General features: G+C 72.4%; 18 protein-coding genes and 3 pseudogenes. 6 read left to right on the top strand and 15 right to left on the bottom strand.

What is annotated here, in order from left to right; all coding sequences use genetic code 11:
* Positions 1 to 32: 32 nt before the first annotated feature.
* Both ACFW9Z_RS18075 and ACFW9Z_RS18070 read left to right on the top strand, forming a co-directional pair.
* The gene (locus ACFW9Z_RS18075) at positions 33 to 326 is read left to right on the top strand and encodes a hypothetical protein (RefSeq protein ID WP_384641414.1); all 294 of its coding nucleotides are present in this window, start codon (positions 33 to 35) and stop codon (positions 324 to 326) included.
* A 150-nt stretch (positions 327 to 476) separates the two neighbouring features.
* On the top strand, positions 477 to 1,244 hold the full coding sequence (locus tag ACFW9Z_RS18070; protein ID WP_384641411.1) for a GntR family transcriptional regulator: 768 nt from the start codon (positions 477 to 479) through the stop codon (positions 1,242 to 1,244).
* 133 nt (positions 1,245 to 1,377) lie between these two features.
* Here the strand turns inward: ACFW9Z_RS18070 and ACFW9Z_RS18065 are convergent, their stop codons facing one another.
* The 7 genes from ACFW9Z_RS18065 to ACFW9Z_RS18035 all read right to left on the bottom strand — a co-directional run bounded on the left by ACFW9Z_RS18065 (position 1,378) and on the right by ACFW9Z_RS18035 (position 8,843).
* Positions 1,378 to 2,535, bottom strand: coding sequence for an ROK family transcriptional regulator (locus ACFW9Z_RS18065; RefSeq protein WP_384641408.1), 1,158 nt, complete (start codon positions 2,533 to 2,535; stop codon positions 1,378 to 1,380).
* Positions 2,536 to 2,763: 228 nt separating this feature from the next.
* Positions 2,764 to 3,315, bottom strand: a complete 552-nt coding sequence (gene mug / locus ACFW9Z_RS18060; protein ID WP_384641405.1) for a G/U mismatch-specific DNA glycosylase — start codon at positions 3,313 to 3,315, stop codon at positions 2,764 to 2,766.
* 19 nt (positions 3,316 to 3,334) lie between these two features.
* Entirely contained in the window at positions 3,335 to 4,777 is a 1,443-nt protein-coding gene (purB, locus tag ACFW9Z_RS18055; protein WP_384641402.1) for an adenylosuccinate lyase, read from the bottom strand.
* Positions 4,778 to 4,859: 82 nt separating this feature from the next.
* Positions 4,860 to 5,696 carry an SGNH/GDSL hydrolase family protein gene (locus tag ACFW9Z_RS18050; protein WP_384641398.1) on the bottom strand — a complete coding sequence of 279 codons (837 nt, stop codon included), beginning with the start codon at positions 5,694 to 5,696 and terminating at the stop codon, positions 4,860 to 4,862.
* 72 nt (positions 5,697 to 5,768) lie between these two features.
* A complete protein-coding gene (locus ACFW9Z_RS18045; RefSeq protein WP_384641395.1) occupies positions 5,769 to 6,788 on the bottom strand; it encodes a hemolysin family protein in 1,020 nt (339 codons plus the stop codon).
* The gene (locus tag ACFW9Z_RS18040) at positions 6,785 to 8,122 is read right to left on the bottom strand and encodes a hemolysin family protein (protein WP_384641392.1); all 1,338 of its coding nucleotides are present in this window, start codon (positions 8,120 to 8,122) and stop codon (positions 6,785 to 6,787) included. The genes ACFW9Z_RS18045 and ACFW9Z_RS18040 overlap by 4 nt, the downstream gene beginning before the upstream one ends.
* A 286-nt stretch (positions 8,123 to 8,408) precedes the next feature.
* Positions 8,409 to 8,843: a GNAT family N-acetyltransferase gene (locus ACFW9Z_RS18035; protein WP_384641390.1), complete on the bottom strand. Its 435-nt coding sequence runs from the start codon at positions 8,841 to 8,843 to the stop codon at positions 8,409 to 8,411.
* Between the two features lie 93 nt (positions 8,844 to 8,936).
* Between ACFW9Z_RS18035 and ACFW9Z_RS18030 the strand changes: the two genes are divergently transcribed.
* Positions 8,937 to 9,179 carry an antitoxin gene (locus tag ACFW9Z_RS18030; protein ID WP_073881309.1) on the top strand — a complete coding sequence of 81 codons (243 nt, stop codon included), beginning with the start codon at positions 8,937 to 8,939 and terminating at the stop codon, positions 9,177 to 9,179.
* The gene (locus ACFW9Z_RS18025; RefSeq protein WP_018516085.1) at positions 9,176 to 9,547 is read left to right on the top strand and encodes a hypothetical protein; all 372 of its coding nucleotides are present in this window, start codon (positions 9,176 to 9,178) and stop codon (positions 9,545 to 9,547) included. Before ACFW9Z_RS18030 ends, ACFW9Z_RS18025 begins: the two co-directional genes overlap by 4 nt.
* 40 nt (positions 9,548 to 9,587) lie before the next feature.
* On the opposite strand, the gene ACFW9Z_RS18020 is transcribed toward ACFW9Z_RS18025, so the two are convergent.
* The 4 genes from ACFW9Z_RS18020 to bioB all read right to left on the bottom strand — a co-directional run bounded on the left by ACFW9Z_RS18020 (position 9,588) and on the right by bioB (position 13,797).
* Positions 9,588 to 10,274: a class I SAM-dependent methyltransferase gene (locus tag ACFW9Z_RS18020; protein ID WP_384641386.1), complete on the bottom strand. Its 687-nt coding sequence runs from the start codon at positions 10,272 to 10,274 to the stop codon at positions 9,588 to 9,590.
* Positions 10,275 to 10,403: 129 nt separating this feature from the next.
* Positions 10,404 to 11,099: a dethiobiotin synthase gene (gene bioD, locus ACFW9Z_RS18015; RefSeq protein ID WP_384641383.1), complete on the bottom strand. Its 696-nt coding sequence runs from the start codon at positions 11,097 to 11,099 to the stop codon at positions 10,404 to 10,406.
* A gap of 42 nt (positions 11,100 to 11,141) precedes the next feature.
* The gene (locus tag ACFW9Z_RS18010; RefSeq protein ID WP_384641380.1) at positions 11,142 to 12,485 is read right to left on the bottom strand and encodes an adenosylmethionine--8-amino-7-oxononanoate transaminase; all 1,344 of its coding nucleotides are present in this window, start codon (positions 12,483 to 12,485) and stop codon (positions 11,142 to 11,144) included.
* Positions 12,478 to 13,797, bottom strand: coding sequence for a biotin synthase BioB (gene bioB, locus ACFW9Z_RS18005; protein ID WP_384641377.1), 1,320 nt, complete (start codon positions 13,795 to 13,797; stop codon positions 12,478 to 12,480). The genes ACFW9Z_RS18010 and bioB overlap by 8 nt, the downstream gene beginning before the upstream one ends.
* A gap of 144 nt (positions 13,798 to 13,941) precedes the next feature.
* Between bioB and ACFW9Z_RS18000 the strand changes: the two genes are divergently transcribed.
* Positions 13,942 to 15,102 carry an 8-amino-7-oxononanoate synthase gene (locus ACFW9Z_RS18000; protein WP_384641374.1) on the top strand — a complete coding sequence of 387 codons (1,161 nt, stop codon included), beginning with the start codon at positions 13,942 to 13,944 and terminating at the stop codon, positions 15,100 to 15,102.
* Here the strand turns inward: ACFW9Z_RS18000 and ACFW9Z_RS17995 are convergent.
* A pseudogene (locus tag ACFW9Z_RS17995) lies at positions 15,095 to 15,286 on the bottom strand (DUF397 domain-containing protein); the annotation flags it as partial. The gene ACFW9Z_RS18000 and the pseudogene ACFW9Z_RS17995 overlap by 8 nt on opposite strands.
* Before the next feature lie 93 nt (positions 15,287 to 15,379).
* A pseudogene (locus ACFW9Z_RS17990) lies at positions 15,380 to 16,237 on the bottom strand (helix-turn-helix domain-containing protein); the annotation flags it as partial.
* 250 nt (positions 16,238 to 16,487) lie between these two features.
* On the opposite strand from ACFW9Z_RS17990, the gene ACFW9Z_RS17985 reads away from it, so the two are divergent.
* Positions 16,488 to 16,919 (top strand): ATP-binding protein, encoded by a 432-nt coding sequence (locus tag ACFW9Z_RS17985; protein ID WP_384641372.1) that lies wholly within the window; start codon positions 16,488 to 16,490, stop codon positions 16,917 to 16,919.
* A gap of 58 nt (positions 16,920 to 16,977) precedes the next feature.
* Here ACFW9Z_RS17985 and ACFW9Z_RS17980 read toward each other — a convergent pair.
* Positions 16,978 to 17,169: pseudogene (locus tag ACFW9Z_RS17980) on the bottom strand (LysR family transcriptional regulator); the annotation flags it as partial.
* Between the two features lie 81 nt (positions 17,170 to 17,250).
* Positions 17,251 to 18,069 (bottom strand): LysR family transcriptional regulator, encoded by an 819-nt coding sequence (locus tag ACFW9Z_RS17975; protein WP_384641369.1) that lies wholly within the window; start codon positions 18,067 to 18,069, stop codon positions 17,251 to 17,253.
* Positions 18,070 to 18,153: the final 84 nt, after the last annotated feature.

Raw genomic sequence — 18,153 nt, 5'->3', positions numbered from 1 at the left:
TTCGGTAGCCGGGAGTTCAAGGGGCCCGGACCATGGGCATGCGCATCGCCGACGTCAGCGGCAGACCTGCCATCACCTGCTTCATCAGGGAAAACTCTGATAACTCCTTTCAGGTCGATGTCCGGGTCGTGGTGATTCGATGCCCCTATACCGTTCGCAATCCGGACAAGCCGGTCCGCTTCCCTGTCGCCCGGCGGCCGCATACTTCAGGCCAAGAGAAAAGCGGCCGAGGCCCGCCCTGTGGCGGCCCCGGCCGCAGCCCTGCCATCGTCCGGTGGTGGGGCTGCGTGCTGCGCGCATCTCACGGCACCGCGAACGTCTTGTGAACGCTCTGCGCCAAAGTCCCGTTTCGTTCCGTTACGGAATAAGGATTGGTCTTGACCAAGGGGGAGCGCCGTCCTAGGGTTCCGACTTAAGACAGGAACCTTTAATAAATAACGTCGCGGAAAAGCCGCTGGGCGATTGCGGAGGACAGGGTGGGGACCACGCAGCTGGAATCGGTACAGGAGCCGAAGTACTGGCACCTCAGGACCGTGCTCAGTGAGGCACTCGACTCGGACTTTGCGGTGGGCGAGATCCTGCCCAACGAGCGAGACCTCGCGGCACGGTTCGGAGTCGCACGTGCCACGCTCCGGCAGGCTCTGGAGCAGCTCGAACTCGAAGGCCGACTGCAGCGCCGCCGCGGCGTCGGCACGACCGTCGCCCCGCCGCGCGTGGGCGTCGCCGTCTCCACCGCCCAGCACGAGTGGACGGGTGGCGTGTCCGGCGAGGCCTGGCAGCCGGTCGACTGCGTCAGCGAGGCGGCCCCGGCCGCCGTGGCGGCGATGCTCAGGACCGGTGCGGAGCCCGTGCACGTGGTGCGCCGGATCCGGGACACCCACGGCCAGGCCGTGGCCGCCGAACTCCTCTACGTCCCCGCCGCCTCGGTGCCCGACCTCTCCGCGATCGACGCACCGTCCGGACCGGTGCGTGCCCGCAGCGTCATGCGCGAACTGCACCGCCTGGGCCTGGAGGGCCAGGACCGCACCGTGGAGCTCGGATCGGCGCGCGCGGACGACGCCAAGGAGCTCGACAGGCTCCCCGGCGCACCCGTCCTCGTCGTCACCACCCGGTACTTCGCCTCGGGCGGCACGGCGGCCGTGTCCGTCGCCACCTACCGGGCGGACACCTGCCGGCTCACCTTCGGCGACTCCGGCGCACTGGAGATCAGCCACGACCAGGAGCAGGAGCGGAAGGCGTCCTGACGCCTGCCCCGCGAGCCCGCACGAGGTGAGGGGCCTACGGGCTCCGGTCCTCAACGGGATGTACGACGTGAGGGCGCCCCGGCCGACCGGCCGGGGCGCCCTTCGTACGCCACATGGCTCTCCCGCCGCCCGGTCAGCGGCGGGCCGTCACCGCTCCGTCGACGGCGAACAACTGCTCCTCGACGTGGTCCAGTGCCAGCCGCAGGGCTCCCGTCGCGACCGCCGCCTCACCCAGCAGCGACAACGTCACCCGGGGCGGGCGCAGACAGTAGCGGGCCAGCTCCTCGCGCAGGGGCCCCAGTACACCGTCCAGGCCTGCGGCCCAGCCACCGACGACGACCAGCTCCGGGTCGAGGGCCAGCACCAGGGCCGCCACATCGTGCACGAGCCGCTGGAGGAACCGTTCCACGGCCGCCTGCGCCTCCGTGTCTCCCTGCCGCGCTTTGGCGAAGACCGCGGCCACCGCCTGCTCGTCCAGCGGCTCCAGCGGGGTGCCCGTCGTCGAGAGCAGGTGCTCCGGTGTCACGTCCCGGCCCAGCAGATGCAGAGCGCCGATCTCCCCGGCCGCACCGCCGAACCCCCGGTGCAGACGTCCGCCGATCAGCGAACCGGCCCCCGGGGAGAGCCCGGCCAGTACGAAGACGATGTCGTCGGACTCGGTGGCCGCGCCCTTCCAGTGCTCGGCGACCGCCGCGGCGTTGGCGTCGTTCTCCACGAGGACCGGGCAGCGGAACGACCGCCGCAGCCGCTCCCCGAGCGCGAGGCCCGTCCACTCCGGCAGCGCCGTGCCCAGCCGTACGGTCCCGTCGGCCTCCACGATGCCGGGGCTGCCGACACCGACGGCGCGCAGACTGCTCCGGGCCACTCCCGTGCGGCGCAGCAGGTCCGCGATCACGGCCCTCACCTGGTCCAGCCGGTCGTCCGCCCCCGCCGTCTCCGACACCGTACGGGAACCCGCCCCGGTCACCCGGCCGTCGAGCCCCGACAGCAGTGCCGAAACCCGGTGCGGGCCGATCTCGACGCCCAGCAGATGCCCCGCCTCGGCCCGGAAGCGGAACCGGCGGGCAGGCCGCCCCTGGCGCCGGGCCTCGGTCTCGTCGGGCAGGGCCTCGACCACGAGACCGGCCTCGAACAGCCCCTCGACCACGCCCTCCACCGTCGGCCGGGAGAGACCCGTGATCCGGGTCAGGTCCGTCAGCGTCGGCGAGCCGGCCCCTCGCAGGGCGTGCAGTACCACCGCTGAATTGATCCGCCGCAGCAGCGACGGATCTCCCCCGGTCAGCCGGCTCACGGTGTGTCCTCCCAGCTCGTGCACATGTCTGCCGGATCGTACTCGCTGCTCACGGGCGCCTGCGAGCAGCACCGCAAGCCGGTACCGAGCCGCAACCTGCGCCGGCCCGGAGCCGCGCAACCGGAAGCGGAAACCGCGGCGACCGCCTGCGTACGGTCCCGGCTGCCTGGCAGTCAGGCTGTCGGCGGGCGGTCAGCGGGATCAATCGGACCGGGTGGGCCGGGCGGGTCAGCCGGAAGGGCCCGACGCCTGGACGGCCTCCCGGAGGCGGGCGTACTCCTCGGCCATCGTGTCGACCGTCCAATGGGCGTTGAGGCCGCTGGGGTTGGGCAGGGCCCACACTCGGGCACCGCCGATCGTGCGTTCCTGCCGGCCGATCCGGGCGCGGGGCTCGCCGAAGGCCGTGCGGTACGCGGTGATACCGACGACCGCGAGCCACGCCGGCGCGAGCCGCTCGACCCTCGCGGTGAGGGCCGCCCCGCCCTCCCGGAACTCCTCCGCGCCGAGCTCGTCCGCCCGAGCCGTGGCCCGGGCCACCACATTGGTGATGCCGAGGCCGAGGGGCAGCAACTCGGCCTGTTCCGAGGGCAGCAGCCGCCGGGGCGTGAAGCCCGAGCGGTGGAGGACCGGCCAGAAGCGGTTGCCGGGGTGGGCGAAGTGGTGGCCCGTGGCCGCCGTCATCAGGCTCGGGTTGATGCCACAGAAGAGCACCCGCAGACCGCCCGCGGCCACATCGGGGACGATGCGGTCGCGGGCGGCGTTCAGCTCCTCGGGCGTCATGCGGTGAAAGGGCCGCCGGTCAGAGGATCGAGCCGGGGGCGTAGGCCGCGGCCTGGGGGTGCTGCTTGGTGATCTCCTCGATCCGGGAGACCAGCGCCGCCACCTGGTCGCCCGCCGCGCCCGTGAACGACAGCTTGTCGGCCATCAGCGCGTCCAGCTGCGCCCGGTCCAGCGGGATGCGCTCGTCGGCGGCCAGCTTGTCGAGCAGCTCGTTGCGCTCGGCACCCTGCTCGCGCATCGCCAGCGCGGAGGCGACCGCGTTCTCCTTGATCGCCTCGTGGGCCACCTCGCGGCCGACCCCGGCCCGTACGGCACCCATGAGGACCTTGGTGGTCGCCAGGAAGGGGAGGTAGCGGTCCAGCTCGCGCGCCACGACGGCGGGGAAGGCGCCGAACTCGTCCAGCACCGTCAGGAAGGTCTCCAGCAGACCGTCGAACGCGAAGAACGCGTCCGGCAGCGCCACCCGGCGGACCACGGAACAGGACACATCGCCCTCGTTCCACTGGTCGCCCGCCAGCTCGCCCGTCATCGAGGCGTAGCCCCGCAGGATCACCATCAGGCCGTTGACCCGCTCGCAGGAGCGCGTGTTCATCTTGTGCGGCATCGCGGACGAGCCGACCTGGCCCGGCTTGAAGCCCTCGGTGACCAGCTCGTGCCCGGCCATCAGCCGGATGGTCTTCGCCACCGACGAGGGCGCCGCGGCGAGCTGCACCAGAGCGGTCACCACGTCGTAGTCGAGGGAGCGGGGGTAGACCTGGCCGACCGAGGTGAACGCCTCGGCGAACCCGAGGTGTCCGGCGATGCGCCGCTCCAGGTCGGCGAGCTTGTCCGCGTCGCCGCCCAGCAGGTCCAGCATGTCCTGCGCCGTACCGACCGGGCCCTTGATCCCGCGCAGCGGATAACGGGAGAGGAGGTCCTCCAGCCGTCCGTAGGCCACCAGCAGCTCGTCGGCCGCCGTCGCGAAGCGCTTGCCGAGCGTCGTCGCCTGCGCGGCGACATTGTGCGAGCGCCCGGCGATCACGAGCTCGCGGTACTCCGCCGCGAGCTTGCCGAGCCGGGCCAGCACGGCCACGCTGCGGTCGCGCATCAGCTCCAGCGAGAGGCGGATCTGCAGCTGCTCGACGTTCTCCGTCAGATCCCGGGAGGTCATGCCCTTGTGGACCTGCTCATGGCCCGCGAGAGCGTTGAACTCCTCGATCCGGGCCTTGACGTCATGCCGGGTGATCTTCTCGCGCTCGGCGATCGACGCCAGGTCGACCTGGTCGAGCACGCGCTCGTAATCGGCCAGCGCTTCGTCGGGCACCTCGATCCCGAGGTCCTTCTGAGCGCGCAGCACCGCCAGCCACAGCTGACGCTCCAGCTTCACCTTCTGCTCGGGGGACCAGAGGACGGCCAGCTCCGTGGAGGCGTAGCGGCCGGCCAGGACATTGGGGATGCGAGGCTTCGCAGACACAGCAGTCACGTGGACAGATTCTACTGTCGGTTTCTGCAGGCCAGCGCCGCGGGCCGGTTTGTGGCTTGCTACGAACGGTGGCGGCAGGGGCCTAGGGAGAGACCCGGCGCCACCCCGTCACCGGGCCGGGGGCCGCCGTGTCCGTGGGGGTGATCCAGAAGGCCGAGGCCGTCTCCGCGTCGAACTGGGCGCCCACCCGGCCGTCGCCGGACGACCGGCCGGTCAGCCGGCGGCCGATCCAGGGCCCCAGGTGGCGGCGGGCGAAGCGGATGTCGTCGACGCGCCGGTCCGCCCAGCGCGGCGGCCGGGAGGCGGGGACCGGTGCCTGCCAGTCGAGCTCGGGCGGAAGGCCCAGCGTCTGCCAGACCGCCTCCGCCACCCGCCGGTGCCCCTCGGCGGCGAGGTGCAGCCGGTCGGCGTCCCACATGCGTGGGTCGCTGAGCGAGGGCGCGGAGTACAGGTCGACCACCGAGGCGCCGTGCCGTTCGGCCAGATCGTCGATCAGGGCGAACAGCGCCTCCATCCGAGGACGAAACCGGTCGAACACCGGGCCGTTGCGCCCGGGGCTGCGCATCAGTACCAGCTTCTTGCAGGACGGGGCGAGACGCTCCACGGCCTCTTCGAGCCGCCCCCTGACCATGCCCATGTCGCACTTCGGGCGGAGTGTGTCGTTCAGCCCGCCGACCAGGGTCACCACATCGGCCTGCATCGCGGCCGCCGCGTCCACCTGCTCGTCGACGATCTGGCCGACGAGCTTTCCGCGTACAGCGAGGTTGGCGTAGCGGAACCCGGGGGACCGGTCCGCGAGCCGGGAGGCCAGGACATCGGCCCAGCCCCGGTAGGTGCCGTCGGGCAGCAGATCCGACATGCCCTCGGTGAACGAGTCGCCGACCGCGACCAGGCTGGTGTATGAGGCATTCAATTCCATGACCCGCCGATTCTACCGTGACGGGCTCCCGTACCGTCCAGCCGGTATGGGAGCCCCTGGGGCAGTGCACGCTCAGCGCGACTGCGCCCGGCCGACCAGTTCGCGCAGGACGTCCTCCATCGTGACCATGCCGACCAGCCGGTCGTCCTCGTCCAGGACCGCCGCGAGGTGGGTCCGGCTGCGCCGCAGCGCGGTGAGTACGTCGTCGAGCGGCGTCGCCGCCCGCACCCGGGCGATCGGGCGCAGCGCCGTCACCGGGAAGGGCGCGTCCCGGGGCGTGGCGTCCAGGGCGTCCTTCACATGGAGGTAGCCCAGGATGCGCCCCTCGCCGTCCATCACCGGGAACCGGGAGAAACCGGACTCGTGCGAGAGCCGCTCCAGCTCCTCGGGGGTGGTGCCGACCCGGGTGTACAGCACCCGTTCCACCGGCAGGACCACATCCCGTACCGGACGGCGGCCCAGCTCCAGGGCGTGGTGCAGCCGCTCCGCCGAGCGGTCGTCGACCAGCCCGGCGTCGCCCGCGTCCTTGACCAGCCGCGCCAGTTCGTCGTCCGAGAAGGTCGCGGCGACCTCGTCCTTCGTCTCCACCCGCAGAAGCCTGAGCAGGGCATTGGCGAAGGCGTTGACCGTGAAGATCACCGGACGCAGCGCACGGGCCACCGCGACCAGCGGCGGACCGAGGAGCAGCGCGCTGCGGGCCGGTTCGGCGAGCGCGATGTTCTTCGGCACCATCTCGCCCAGCAGCATGTGCAGATAGGTCGCCACGCCCAGCGCGATCACGAACGAGATCGGATGCACCAGCGGGTGCGGCACCCCCACCGCGTCGAAGACCGGCTCCAGCAGATGGGCGATGGCGGGTTCCGCCACGATGCCCAGCACCAGGGTGCAGAGCGTGATCCCGAGCTGGGCGGCGGCCAGCAGCGCGGAGACGTGCTCCAGCCCCCAGATGACACTGCGGGCCCGCCGGTTCCCGGCCTCCGCCTCCGGCTCGATCTGGCTCCGGCGGACGGAGATCAGGGCGAACTCGGCACCCACGAAGAAGGCGTTGACCACCAGGGTCAGCAGACCGATGAAGAGCTGAAGGATGATCACCGGCCCTCCTCCGCCCGCTCCCCGGCACCGGGCGGCGGCGCGTGCAGCAGCGCCCGCGCGGCCCGGCGTCCGGTGGCGTCCACCACATCGATCCGCCAGCCCGCCAGCTCGACGGTGTCGCCCACCGCCGGGATCCGGCCGAGCTCGGCGGCGATCAGCCCCGCGAGCGTCTCGTACGGCCCCTCGGGCACCCGCAGCCCGATCCTGCGCAGCTGGTCGGTGCGGGCCGCGCCGTCGGCCGACCACAGGGTGCGGCCGTCGGCGTCCTCACCGGCGGCCGCGAGGTCGGGCGTCTCATGCGGATCGTGCTCGTCGCGGACCTCGCCGACGACCTCCTCCACGATGTCCTCCAAGGTCACGACACCCGCCGTACCGCCGTACTCGTCGATCACCACGGCCATCGCGAGCTTGCCGGACAACTGGTCCAGCAGCCGGTCCACGGTCAGCGTCTCCGGTACGAGCAGCGGCTCGCGCAGCATCTCCGAGACGCGGGTACGGGGGCGCTCGTCGGCCGGGACCGCCAGTACGTCCTTGATGTGGGCCACGCCGACCACGGTGTCCAGGCTGCCCCGGTAGACGGGGAAGCGGGAGAGACCGGTGGCCCGGGTCGCGTTGGCCACGTCCTCGGCCGTCGCCCGTACCTCCAGCGCCGTCACCTGGACCCGAGGGGTCATCACGTTCTCCGCGGTCAGCTCCGCCAGATTCAGGGTGCGTACGAAGAGTTCGGCGGTGTCCGCCTCCAGCGCCCCCGCCTTCGCGGAGTGCCGGGCCAGTGCGACCAGCTCCTGCGGGCTGCGCGCGGAGGCCAGCTCCTCGGTCGGCTCCAGGCCGACGCGGCGCAGGATCCGGTTCGCCGTGTTGTTGAGGTGGCTGATGAAGGGGCGGAACACGGCGGTGAACACCCGCTGCGGGGTGGCGACCGTCCTGGCCACGGCCAGCGGTGAGGAGATCGCCCAGTTCTTCGGCACCAGCTCGCCGACCACCATCAGCACCACCGTGGACAGGGCCGTACCGATGACGAGGGCCAGCGTCGACGCGGCGGCGGGCGGCAGCCCCGCCGCCTCGACCGGGCCGCGGATGAGCTTGGCGATCGACGGCTCGGCGAGCATGCCGATCACCAGATTGGTGACGGTGATGCCGAGCTGGGCGCCCGAGAGCTGGAAGGTCAGGCTGCGTACGGCCTTCAGGGCGCTCGCGGCACCCCGGTCACCCCGCTCGACGGCCCGCTCCAGCTCCCCGCGCTCCACCGTGGTCAGCGAGAACTCCGCCGCGACGAAGGCACCGCAGGCGACACAGAGCAGCAGGGCGACGAACAGCAGAAGCACTTCGGTCATCGGTTCACCTCCGCCCCATGATCGGGCAGGGCCGGAGGGATCGCGCGCCGTCGGCCACGGGGAGGCTCGTCCAGGGACGGACGCTCACCCCTTCCGGCAGCGGCGGGCGGGGGACGGAAGAGGGGGAGGGGAGGGGGGACGGAAAGGGGAGACGGAAAGAGGCTCACCGTAGAGCGTCTGCCCAGCCGTCACCCGCGTACCGCGTCGGACCGCGTACCGCGTCGGACCGCGTACCGCGTACCGCATCGGACCGCGTACCGCGTACCGCATCGGACCGCGTACCGCCTCAGGCCCCGAGGTGCTTCACCCAGCGGCTCCACCGCGGTTCCGGCCCGTAACCCGCCGCCCGCCACGCGTGCTGGGCCAGGTCGTTGCGGTCCAGCACCATCGCGTCGGCGCGCCGCCCGCCCAGAGCGGTGAAGCGGTCCTCCGCCGCCGCGAGCAGGGCGCCGCCCACGCCCCGGCGGCGCTGCTCCGGATGGACGGCCAGCCGGTAGAGATGGCAGCGCCAGCCGTCGAACCCCGCGATCACGGTGCCCACCAGCGCCCCGTCCCGCTCCGCGAGGATCAAGGCATCCGGGTCACGTTCCACCAGGCGTGCGACCCCGTCGCCGTCGTCGCTGATGCTGGTGCCCTCGGCGGCCACCTTCCAGAACGCGAGCACCTCGTCCAGATCGGCCGCCGTCGCGGACCGTATCGAAAGATCGTTCATGGCGGCCATCCCACCACCCGCCCGCTCCGGGAGTCGACCGCTTTCCGGGGTACCGTCCTCCTCCTCTTGCCGGTGCTAGCGCGACCGCGCTAGCTTGTAAGGGTGCCCAAGACTCAGCTGAACGTTCGAGTGGACGAGGCCACCGCCGAGGCCGCGCGGCAGCGCGCGCTCCAGAGGGGGATGAGCGTGAACCGCTATATAGAGGAGCTCGTCAAGCAGGACGCGGGCGAGGTGGGACACACCTTCGTCGAGGCCGCCGCCGACTTCATGAAGCAGTACGAGTCGGTCTTCGCCGAGGAGTTCGGCCCGGAGCGCGAAGGTCCCCGGCGCGAAGGCACCCGTTGAACCTGCGGATCGACCTCTCCTGGCTGCTCATGGTCGCCGAGCACAAGACCCCCGGTGACCCGCAGGTCGTGGACTGGGGCGCGCTCGTCGCGGCGGTCGCCCGCCACGAGGCGGAGATCTTCGGCAGCGCCGTCTACAGCGACCCGCACACACGGGCCGCCGCCCTGCTCCAGCTCCTGCTCCATGTGCCCGCCCTCGAACGCTCCAACGCGATGTTCGCCTCGGCCGTCGCGTACGGCTATCTGGTCGCCTCCGGGCTGAAGGTCATCACCTCGCCCGAGCAGGTGCGCGATCTGGCCCTCCTGGTCAAGCAGGGCAAGGCGGACGTGCGGGCCATCGCGGACGAGCTCCGCCAGTGGAGCGTGTGAGGCACGAGCACGCTCGGTCCGGGGTGAACGGCTTGCGCGTTCAGTCCGGTCGGTCCGGGGCGAACGGCTTACGGGCCACGCCCAGGACGCAGGGTGAGGTCGGGAACTGCACGCCTCTCTCCGGGATGCGCAGCCTGCGGTACGTCCCCAGCTCGAAGCCCGCCGCCTCGATCGCGGCCAGCGGGTTCCGTGCCGTGTGACAGCCGCCGAAGAGGAGGGGCCACACCGTCCGGTCCGCTGTGCGCTGGGCCGCCGCCAGAGCCCGGCCCGGGGCCAGTCCGTGTTCGAAGAAGCGCAGTTCGCCGCCCGGCCGCAGGACGCGCCTGATCTCGGCGAGCGCCTTCGGCAGATCCCGTACCGTGCACAGGACCAGTGAGGCCACCGCCGCGTCGAACGCCTCGCTCTTGACCGGCAGGGCCTCCGCCGCCCCCGGCACCACATCCACCGGCACCTCGGCGCGCAGCCCGGAACGGACGGCGAGCTGCCGCAGCGAGCGCTCCGGCTCCAGCGCCACGACCTCCGAGACCGCCCCCGGGTAGTGGGCGAAGTTCAGCCCGTTGCCCGCACCGATCTCGATGACCCGGCCGGAGAGCCCCGCCAGCAGCTCCTGCCGGTACGCGGCGATGCCGCCCCTGAGGTCGGCCGTCACGCTCAGCCGGGCGTAGACGCGGGCGAAGACCGGGTGGTGCACGGCGTCGCGCGGAAGCTTCCTGCTGCGCAGCTGCATGACGGACCTCCGGAGAGGAGCGGGCGTACGGCTCTCCTCTCCGATTCTTCCCCGTACGGACCGGTACAGGCATGTCCGTTCGTCACAGGGCCGACCGGGACCCTGTGCTGTACGGATGCCGTACGGATGTCATACGGACGGCACGGTCCAGGTGCCGCCGAGCTCCGGGGCCAGCCAACCGGCCGCCCGCGCGGCGAAGTCGGCGCCCGGCAGGGCCCCCGCACCGGCCGGTACAGCCCCCAGGAGCGGGGCGCCCGCCGCCACCGGCAGATCCTCGATGTTGCACCGGGCGGCCAGGTCCGGCCGGTCCGGCATGCTGCCCACCACGACGCCCCGGCACTCCAGCCCGCGCGCCCGCAGTGCCTCGGCCGTGAGCGCGGTGGCGTTGAGCGTGCCCAGACCCGCCGGGGCCACCACCAGGACCGGTGCGGACAGCAGCCGGGCGGCGTCCGCGAGCGTGGCGCCCTCGTCGTCGAACCGGACGAGCAGCCCGCCCGCCCCCTCCACCAGCACCAGATCGTGCTCGGTGGCCAGCTTCTGGGCCGCCTCGGCCACCTCGTACGGCCGCACCGGGGCGAGCCCCGCCCGCCGGGCCGCCGTGGCCGGGGCCAACGGCTCGGGGAACCGGGCCAGTTCGACCGCGGTCACATGGTCACCCGCCAGCCGCGCCACCTCCGCCGCGTCACCCGGCTCCCCGGGCGCGAGCCCGGTCTGCGCGGGCTTGAGCACCGCGACCCGGCGGCCCCGCGCGGCGGCCGCCACGGCGGCGGTCACCACCGTCTTGCCGATCTCCGTGCCCGTACCGGACACCACCAGAATGGTCATGTCACCTCTCCCCGACCCGGCACCACGAGAACAACAGCCATGTCAGCCCTCCCGCGCCGCCGCGCACACGGCCCGGCAGATCCGTCGTACGTCGTCGTCCCCGGTGACGTACGGCGGCATCGTGTACACCAGATCGCGGAACGGCCGCAGCCACACGCCCTCGCGCACCGCCGCCCGGGTCGCCGCCGCCATGTCCACCTCGTGGTCGAGCTGGACGACCCCGATCGCCCCCAGGACGCGTACGTCCACGACCCCCGGGAGATCCGACGCCTCCGCCAGCCCGGAGCGCAGGCCCGCGCCGATCCGGGCCACCTCGCCCTCCCAGTCCTGCCCGAGCAGCAGGTCCACCGAGGCCGAGGCGACCGAGGCGGCCAGCGGGTTGCCCATGAACGTCGGGCCGTGCGCCAGCACCGGCACCTCGCCGCGCGAGATCCCCTCGGCCACCCGCGAGGTGCACAGGGTCGCCGCCATCGTGAGATACCCGCCGGTCAGCGCCTTGCCGAGACACATGACGTCCGGCGAGATCCCGGCGTGAGCGGCGGCGAACAGCTTCCCCGTACGCCCGAAACCGGTCGCGATCTCGTCGAACACCAGCAGCACGTCCAGCTCGTCGCACGCCTCGCGCAGCACCCGCAGATAGGCGGGGGAGTGGAACCGCATCCCGCCCGCCCCCTGCACCACCGGCTCCACGATCACGGCCGCCAACTCGTCGGCGTGCGCGGCGATCAGCTCCCGCAGATGCGCCACGTAGGCGGGGTCCGGCTCGGCATCGAAGCCGTCCGGGGGCGCGTCGGCGAAGACCTGCCGGGGCAGCGCCCCCGACCACAGCTCGTGCATCCCGCCGTCCGGGTCGCACACCGACATCGGCTGCCAGGTGTCGCCGTGGTAGCCGCCGCGCCAGGTCAGCAGCCGCCGCTTCTCCGGGCGCCCGGCCGAACGCCAGTACTGCAGGCACATCTTGACCGCGACCTCGACCGATACGGACCCCGAGTCGGCCAGGAAGACGTGTCGCAGCGGCTCCGGAGTGATCTCCACCAGCCGGGTCGCCAGCCGGACGGCGGGCTCATGGGTGAGCCCGCCGAACATCACATGGCTCATCCGGTCCAGCTGGCCGCGCGCGGCCTCGTTGAGGACCGGATGGTTGTAGCCGTGCACCGCCGACCACCAGGACGACATGCCGTCCACCAACTCCCGCTGCCCCTCGACGGGTTCGGCGAGCCGGAGCCGTACACCGGAGGCCGACTCCACGATCAGCGGCTCCTGTCGGCCCGGCATCGGACCGTAGGGGTGCCAGACGTGCGCGCGGTCCAGCGCCCGCAGTTCGTCGGGGGAGTACGGCTTCGGGGCGGCGGCCAGGGGGAGTTCGGGGACGTACGGCTCAGGCATTGGGCGCGAGATCCGTCCCCGCACCCCGGCGGCGGACCGCCACCAGATCCGTACGCGCGGCACCGGCCGTGTCCGTACGCCCGGCCGGAACGCTCTCCCCGGCAGGGGACTCGGCGCCGGCGCCGGCACCCGTACGGGCATCCACGGCTACGGGCTCCGGCGCGCCATGGCCACCGCAGGGTCCGCAGCCACCGCCGCCCCCGTGCGATCCGCAGCCCGGGGCCTCGGACGAGCCGTGCGAGCCACAGCCCGCCGCCTTCTCCGGTGCGGACGCCTGCGAACCGCAACCGCCCCCGACCAGCGCGTCGGCCCGGTGGCGGGGCAGCGTCGTCGTGCCCGCGCCCTCCACCTCGAAACCGGCGTCGGCGATCATATCCAGGTCGGCCTGGCCCGCCTGGCCCTCGCTGGTCAGGTAGTCGCCCAGGAAGATCGAGTTCACCAGGTGCAGTGCCAGCGGCTGCATCGAGCGCAGATGCACCTCGCGCCCGCCCGCGAGCCGGACCTCCACGTCGGGGCAGACGAAGCGGACCATGGCGAGGATGCGCAGGCAGCGCTGGGGGGTGAGGTTCCACTCCTTGGCCAGCGGAGTGCCCTCGAAGGGGATCAGGAAGTTCACCGGCACCGAGTCCGGGTCCAGGTCGCGCAGGGCGAAGACGACGTCGACCAGGTCCTTGTCGCTCTCGCCCATCCCGGCGATCAGCCCGGAGCACGCCGAGAGCCCGGCCGCCTGGGCCTGCTGCACGGTCTCCACCCGGTCCGCGTACGTATGGGTGGTCGTGATCGCCCCGTACGTCTCCTCGGACGTGTTGAGGTTGTGGTTGTACGCGTCGGCGCCCGCCTCGCGCAGCCGGTCGGCCTGTCCGTCGGAGAGCAGACCGAGGCAGGCGCAGACCTCCACGCCCTCGTTCTGTTCCTTGATCGCCTCGATGGTCTTGGTGACCCGGTCGACGTCCCGGTCCGTCGGCCCGCGCCCGCTCGCCACCAGACAGACCCGCTTGGCCCCGCCCGCCACCCCGGCGGCGGCCGCCTTGGACGCCTCGTCCGGCTTCAGCCAGGTGTACTTGAGGATCCCGGCCTTGGAGCCCAGCCGCTGCGAACAGTAGGAGCAGTCCTCGGGGCAGAGCCCCGACTTCAGGTTGACCAGGTAGTTGAGTTTGACGCGTCGCCCGAACCACTGGCCGCGTACCTTCCCGGCGGCGGCCACCACGTCGAGCAGGTCGTCGTCGGAGGTCGCCAGCACGGCGAGCGCTTCTTCGCGGGTCGGCAGTTCGCGCCGCAGCCCCTTGTCCACCAGCGTGTTCAGCAGGTCCATAAAAGATGATCCTCGCTTACGGCACCACCTCCAGCCAAGGAGGAACCGGACAGGAGACCGGGGCTCGGGTGTGTGTATTGCCACACCCTGACCTGCTGCGCACCCCGCTAGGGTCTGTGAACTGCCTACAAAAGGGACCGTCCTATGTCCTTCGCCCCGTTCGACTGGATCGACGACGAGGCCCGCCGCCGGGCCGCGGCCGGACTTGTCCGGGCCCTGCGCCCGAGGGGTGCGGAAGCCGAACTCCTGGACCTCGCGAGCAACGACTACCTGGGCCTCACCCGGCACCCGGAGGTGGTCGAGGCGGCGGCCGGTGCCGCCCACCGCTGGGGTGCGGGCGCGACGGGATCGCGGCTGGTCACCGGCACCACCGAGCTCCACGCCGAACTCGAACGCGAGCTCGCCGATTTCTGCGGCTTCGAGGCGGCCCTCGTCCTCTCCTCCGGCTACGCGGCCAACCTCGCGGCCCTGACGGCCCTGACCGGGCGCGGTTCGCTGATCGTCTCCGACGCCGGTAACCACGCGTCCATCGTGGACGGCTGCCGCCTCTCCCGCGCGGAGACCGCCGTCGTCCCGCACGCCGATCCGGACGCGGTCGCCAAGGCGCTGCACGCCCACGACGGGCGGGCGCTCGCCGTCACCGACTCGGTCTTCTCCGTCGACGGGGACGCGGCACCGCTCGCCGCGCTGGCCGAGGTCTGCCGCGCCGCGGACGCGGCCCTCGTCGTGGACGACGCGCACGGCCTCGGCGTCCTCGGCGAGGGCGGCCGCGGCGCCCTCGCCGCCGCCGGACTGGCGGGCGGTGCGGGGACGGTCGCCACGCTGACCCTCTCCAAGTCTCTGGGCAGCCAGGGCGGCGCGGTCCTCGGACCGGCCCGGGTCATCGACCACCTGGTCAACACGGCCCGTACGTTCATCTTCGACACCGGACTCGCCCCGGCGGCGGCGGGCGGGGCGCTGGGCGCGCTCCAACTGCTGCGCCGGGAACCGGAACGGGCGGCCAGGGCCCGGGAGGTCGCCACCACCCTGTACGGGCGGCTCACCGCCGCCGGACTGACCTCCGCCCGGCCCGACGCGGCCGTGGTCTCCGTCCGGGCACCCTCGGCGGACGCGGCGGTGCGCTGGGCGGCCGACTGCCGTGCGGCCGGGGTGGTGGTGGGCTGCTTCCGGCCGCCGTCGGTGCCGGACGGCATCTCCCGGCTGCGGCTGACCGCCCGGGCCGACCTCACCGAGGAGCAGATCACCGGCGCGGTGGCCACGATCGTCGCGACCGCTCCCCGGGAGGCCCTGGCTCCGCTCAGCTGATGTGCTGCCGGTCCAGCCCGGCGACGAACGTGGTCCAGGCCGTCGCGGAGAAGCGGAGCGGCGGCCGGTCCACGTCCTTGGAGTCCCGTACGGCGAGGAGCGCGCCGCCGGACCCGGGGCCGGGCCCGGCGCCGTAAAGCCGTGCGGTCTCCACGCAGTTGTTCATTCCGGTGGAACGGCTGCTGCGGCGCCACACCAGTGGCTCCCCGGCGGCCGGTGACGTACGCGGTGCGAGACGGTCGGACATGATGCCCCCCTCGGGCAGTCGGACGTCCTGACGAATGCCGCGGCGGATCGCCGCGATGTGCTCCAGCGATCGGTCCGGCGTCAGCGCGAGCGCCTGCATGGTGCGGAAGGCCGAGCTGTACGCCTCAAGGTCTTCTCTCCGCTCCAGATAGAGGCTACTCGTCAAGTGGTCGAGAACGACCACATCCAGATCAGAAATGTTCGGAAAGGAGAAGATGACGAAAGGGCAGGTGAGTCCGGCATACCCGCCGATGGAGAACGGCAGTAACTGGAGTTCCACATGCGGTAGTTGGGCCGCCTGGATCAGATGGTGCAGCTGATCCCTCATCACCTCGGGCCCGCCCACCTCCCGGTGCAGCACCGCCTCGTCCAGTACGGCGGTGAACCGGAGCGGCGGGTCCGCGCGCAGCACCCTCTGACGGGTCAGCCGCACCTCGACCAGGGAGTCGAGCCGGTCCGCCGACAGGCCGTCGAGGGAGGCGCGGGTCACCGCCCGCGCATATCCGGCCGTCTGGAGCAGCCCCGGCACCACCGAGGTCTCCAGGGTCCGCACCGTACTGGCCTGGGACTCCAGGCTGATGAAGTCGCGGTACTGGGGCGGGATCAGCCCCCGGTAGGCGTGCCACCACCCCGCGCCCCCGCCGCCCGCCGACCCGGCGAGCACTTCGAGCAGGGCGCGCAGTTGGGTGTCGCGCACCGCGTAGACGTCGAGCAGCCGCGTCACGTCGCCGGGGCTCACCCCGCTCGCCCCGGTCTCGATGCGGCTCACCTTCGACTGGTGCCAGCCGAGCAGGCGCGCCGCGTCCCGGCTGGTCAGTCCGGAGGCGTGCCGCAGACTCCGTAACTCCTCGCCGAGCTTCCTCCGTCGGACGACGGGGCCGTGCAGCATCCGGGTCTCCTCGCACTGTGCGGAACGGAACGGGGCGGGTCCGGTACGCACCGCAAGGTTCGGGCCCGCAGAGGGGTCAGTGTGCCCTTCGTCGACGCCGTACGGGGCCCGAATTCACCGCTTCGAGCGACAGATATATGCATATCTTGGTCGAACGTCGTTACAGCGAGCTCCAACAGTGGCAGTCTGGCGCGAAGCACAATCCTGGCCGACTGCCGGTCGGCCGGGGCGCGAAAGGGACGGCGTCGCCATGGCAGACCATCAGGAAGCAACCGTCACTCTGCCGAGCGATGCGCTCTCGGTCTCATCGGCCCGCAGATATGTGGCCAGGACCTTGGCCGAATGGGGCCTCTCCGAGGACACCGAGCTCGCCGACACCATCCGGCTGATCATCTCCGAGCTCGCCACCAACGCGGTCCAGCACACCTTCGGCCAGTCACCCACCTTCACCGTCGATCTGCGCCTCGAACGGGACGAGGAACTGCGCCTGGGGGTGACGGACAGTCACCCCCGGTGGCCCCAGCGGCTGCCCGCCGCCGTACGGCAGGACAACGGGCGGGGCATGGTGATCATCCGGGCGCTGGCCAAGGAGTACGGCGGACGGCTGACGGTCGTCCCGACGGCAGAGGGCGGCAAGACGGTCTGGATCGCCCTGCCCTGGGCGGTGCCGATCCAGGGGTGACGCAGGGCTGACGCAGGGGTCTGGTCCACGGGAGACATCCGGAGGTTTCGGCCCGGGATCAGCGGGCTGTCGCCGCCCGGCCGAAGCCGCTTCGTAGCAGTACGAGCAGGGTCGCCGCCGCCGCGGTCGCCCGGTCGCCCCGGTGTGCGACGGAGATCGTCCGGCGGAAGGCCGCGGGCTCCAGCCGCCGGACGGCCAGCGGTGTGGACGACAGCGACGCGACCATCTCCGGCACCACCGCCACGCCTAGGTCCTGTCGTCAAACTGCCGCCTGCCGCGCGACGCCTGGCACGCACGCTCGCAGCGTTGCCGAAATGGCCAAGTAGCTCCGCTACGAGACCATTCCGGCGCCTTGCGATCGCACGCACCATGCGCCGCGCGGCCGCCCTTCGGGCGACGACGGCAGTTTGACGACAGGCCCTAGCCCCGCACTGACCAGCGCGCACACCAGCGCATAGCCGGGCGACTCGCACACCACCGCCGGAGTCGCGCCCGCCTCCGCGAGCGCGCCCTCCACCCCGCGCCGGGGCGGATGCGCCGGAGCGCTGCTGATCAGCGGCCGCCCCGCCAGCTCCGCGACCGGCAGCCGCCCGGTGCCCTCGGAGAGCCGGTGGCCGACGGCGGTGGCCAGCACCAGCTCCTCGACCAGCAGGGGTTCGAGGGTGACGCCCGAGGGCGGCGGGTCCGCCACGGCCGGTTCGTACGTGTGGGTCAGCGCCAGGTCTACCTGGCCCGCGATGACCGCGGCGACCCCGCCCGGCGGCTCGTACTCGGTGACCGTCAGTTCGACGTCCGGATGGGCCCGCCGGAACGCGCTCAGGACCGGCGGCAGCAGATGGACCCCGGCCGTCGTGAACGTCCCCACCCGCAGCCTGCCGCCGGAGAGCCCGGCCAGTTGCGCCAGCTCGTGCCGCGCCTGGTCGAGCTCGTCCAGGACCCGCCGGGCCCGGCCCGCCAGCAGCTCACCGGCGGCCGTCAGCCGCGCCCCGCGATGGTGGCGCACCAGCAGCGCCGCCCCGGCCTCGCGCTCCAGTTTGGCCAGTTGCTGGGAGAGCGCGGGCGCGGTGTAGCCCAGGTGGGCGGCGGCCCGCGTGATCGATCCGGTCTCGGCGACCGCCACGAGGGCGGCGAGCCGCGTCGGGTCGTACATTAAGCGTTCCTTTAGGCAGACCCAGAAGATTGCAAGTACACGCTAAAGGCTCCGCAGGTCCAGGCTGTACCCATGGACGGACAA

Source organism: Streptomyces sp. NPDC059452 (assembly GCF_042750035.1).
Classification (GTDB): Bacteria; Actinomycetota; Actinomycetes; order Streptomycetales; family Streptomycetaceae; genus Streptomyces.
This window is presented reverse-complemented; position numbering and strand designations above follow the sequence as displayed.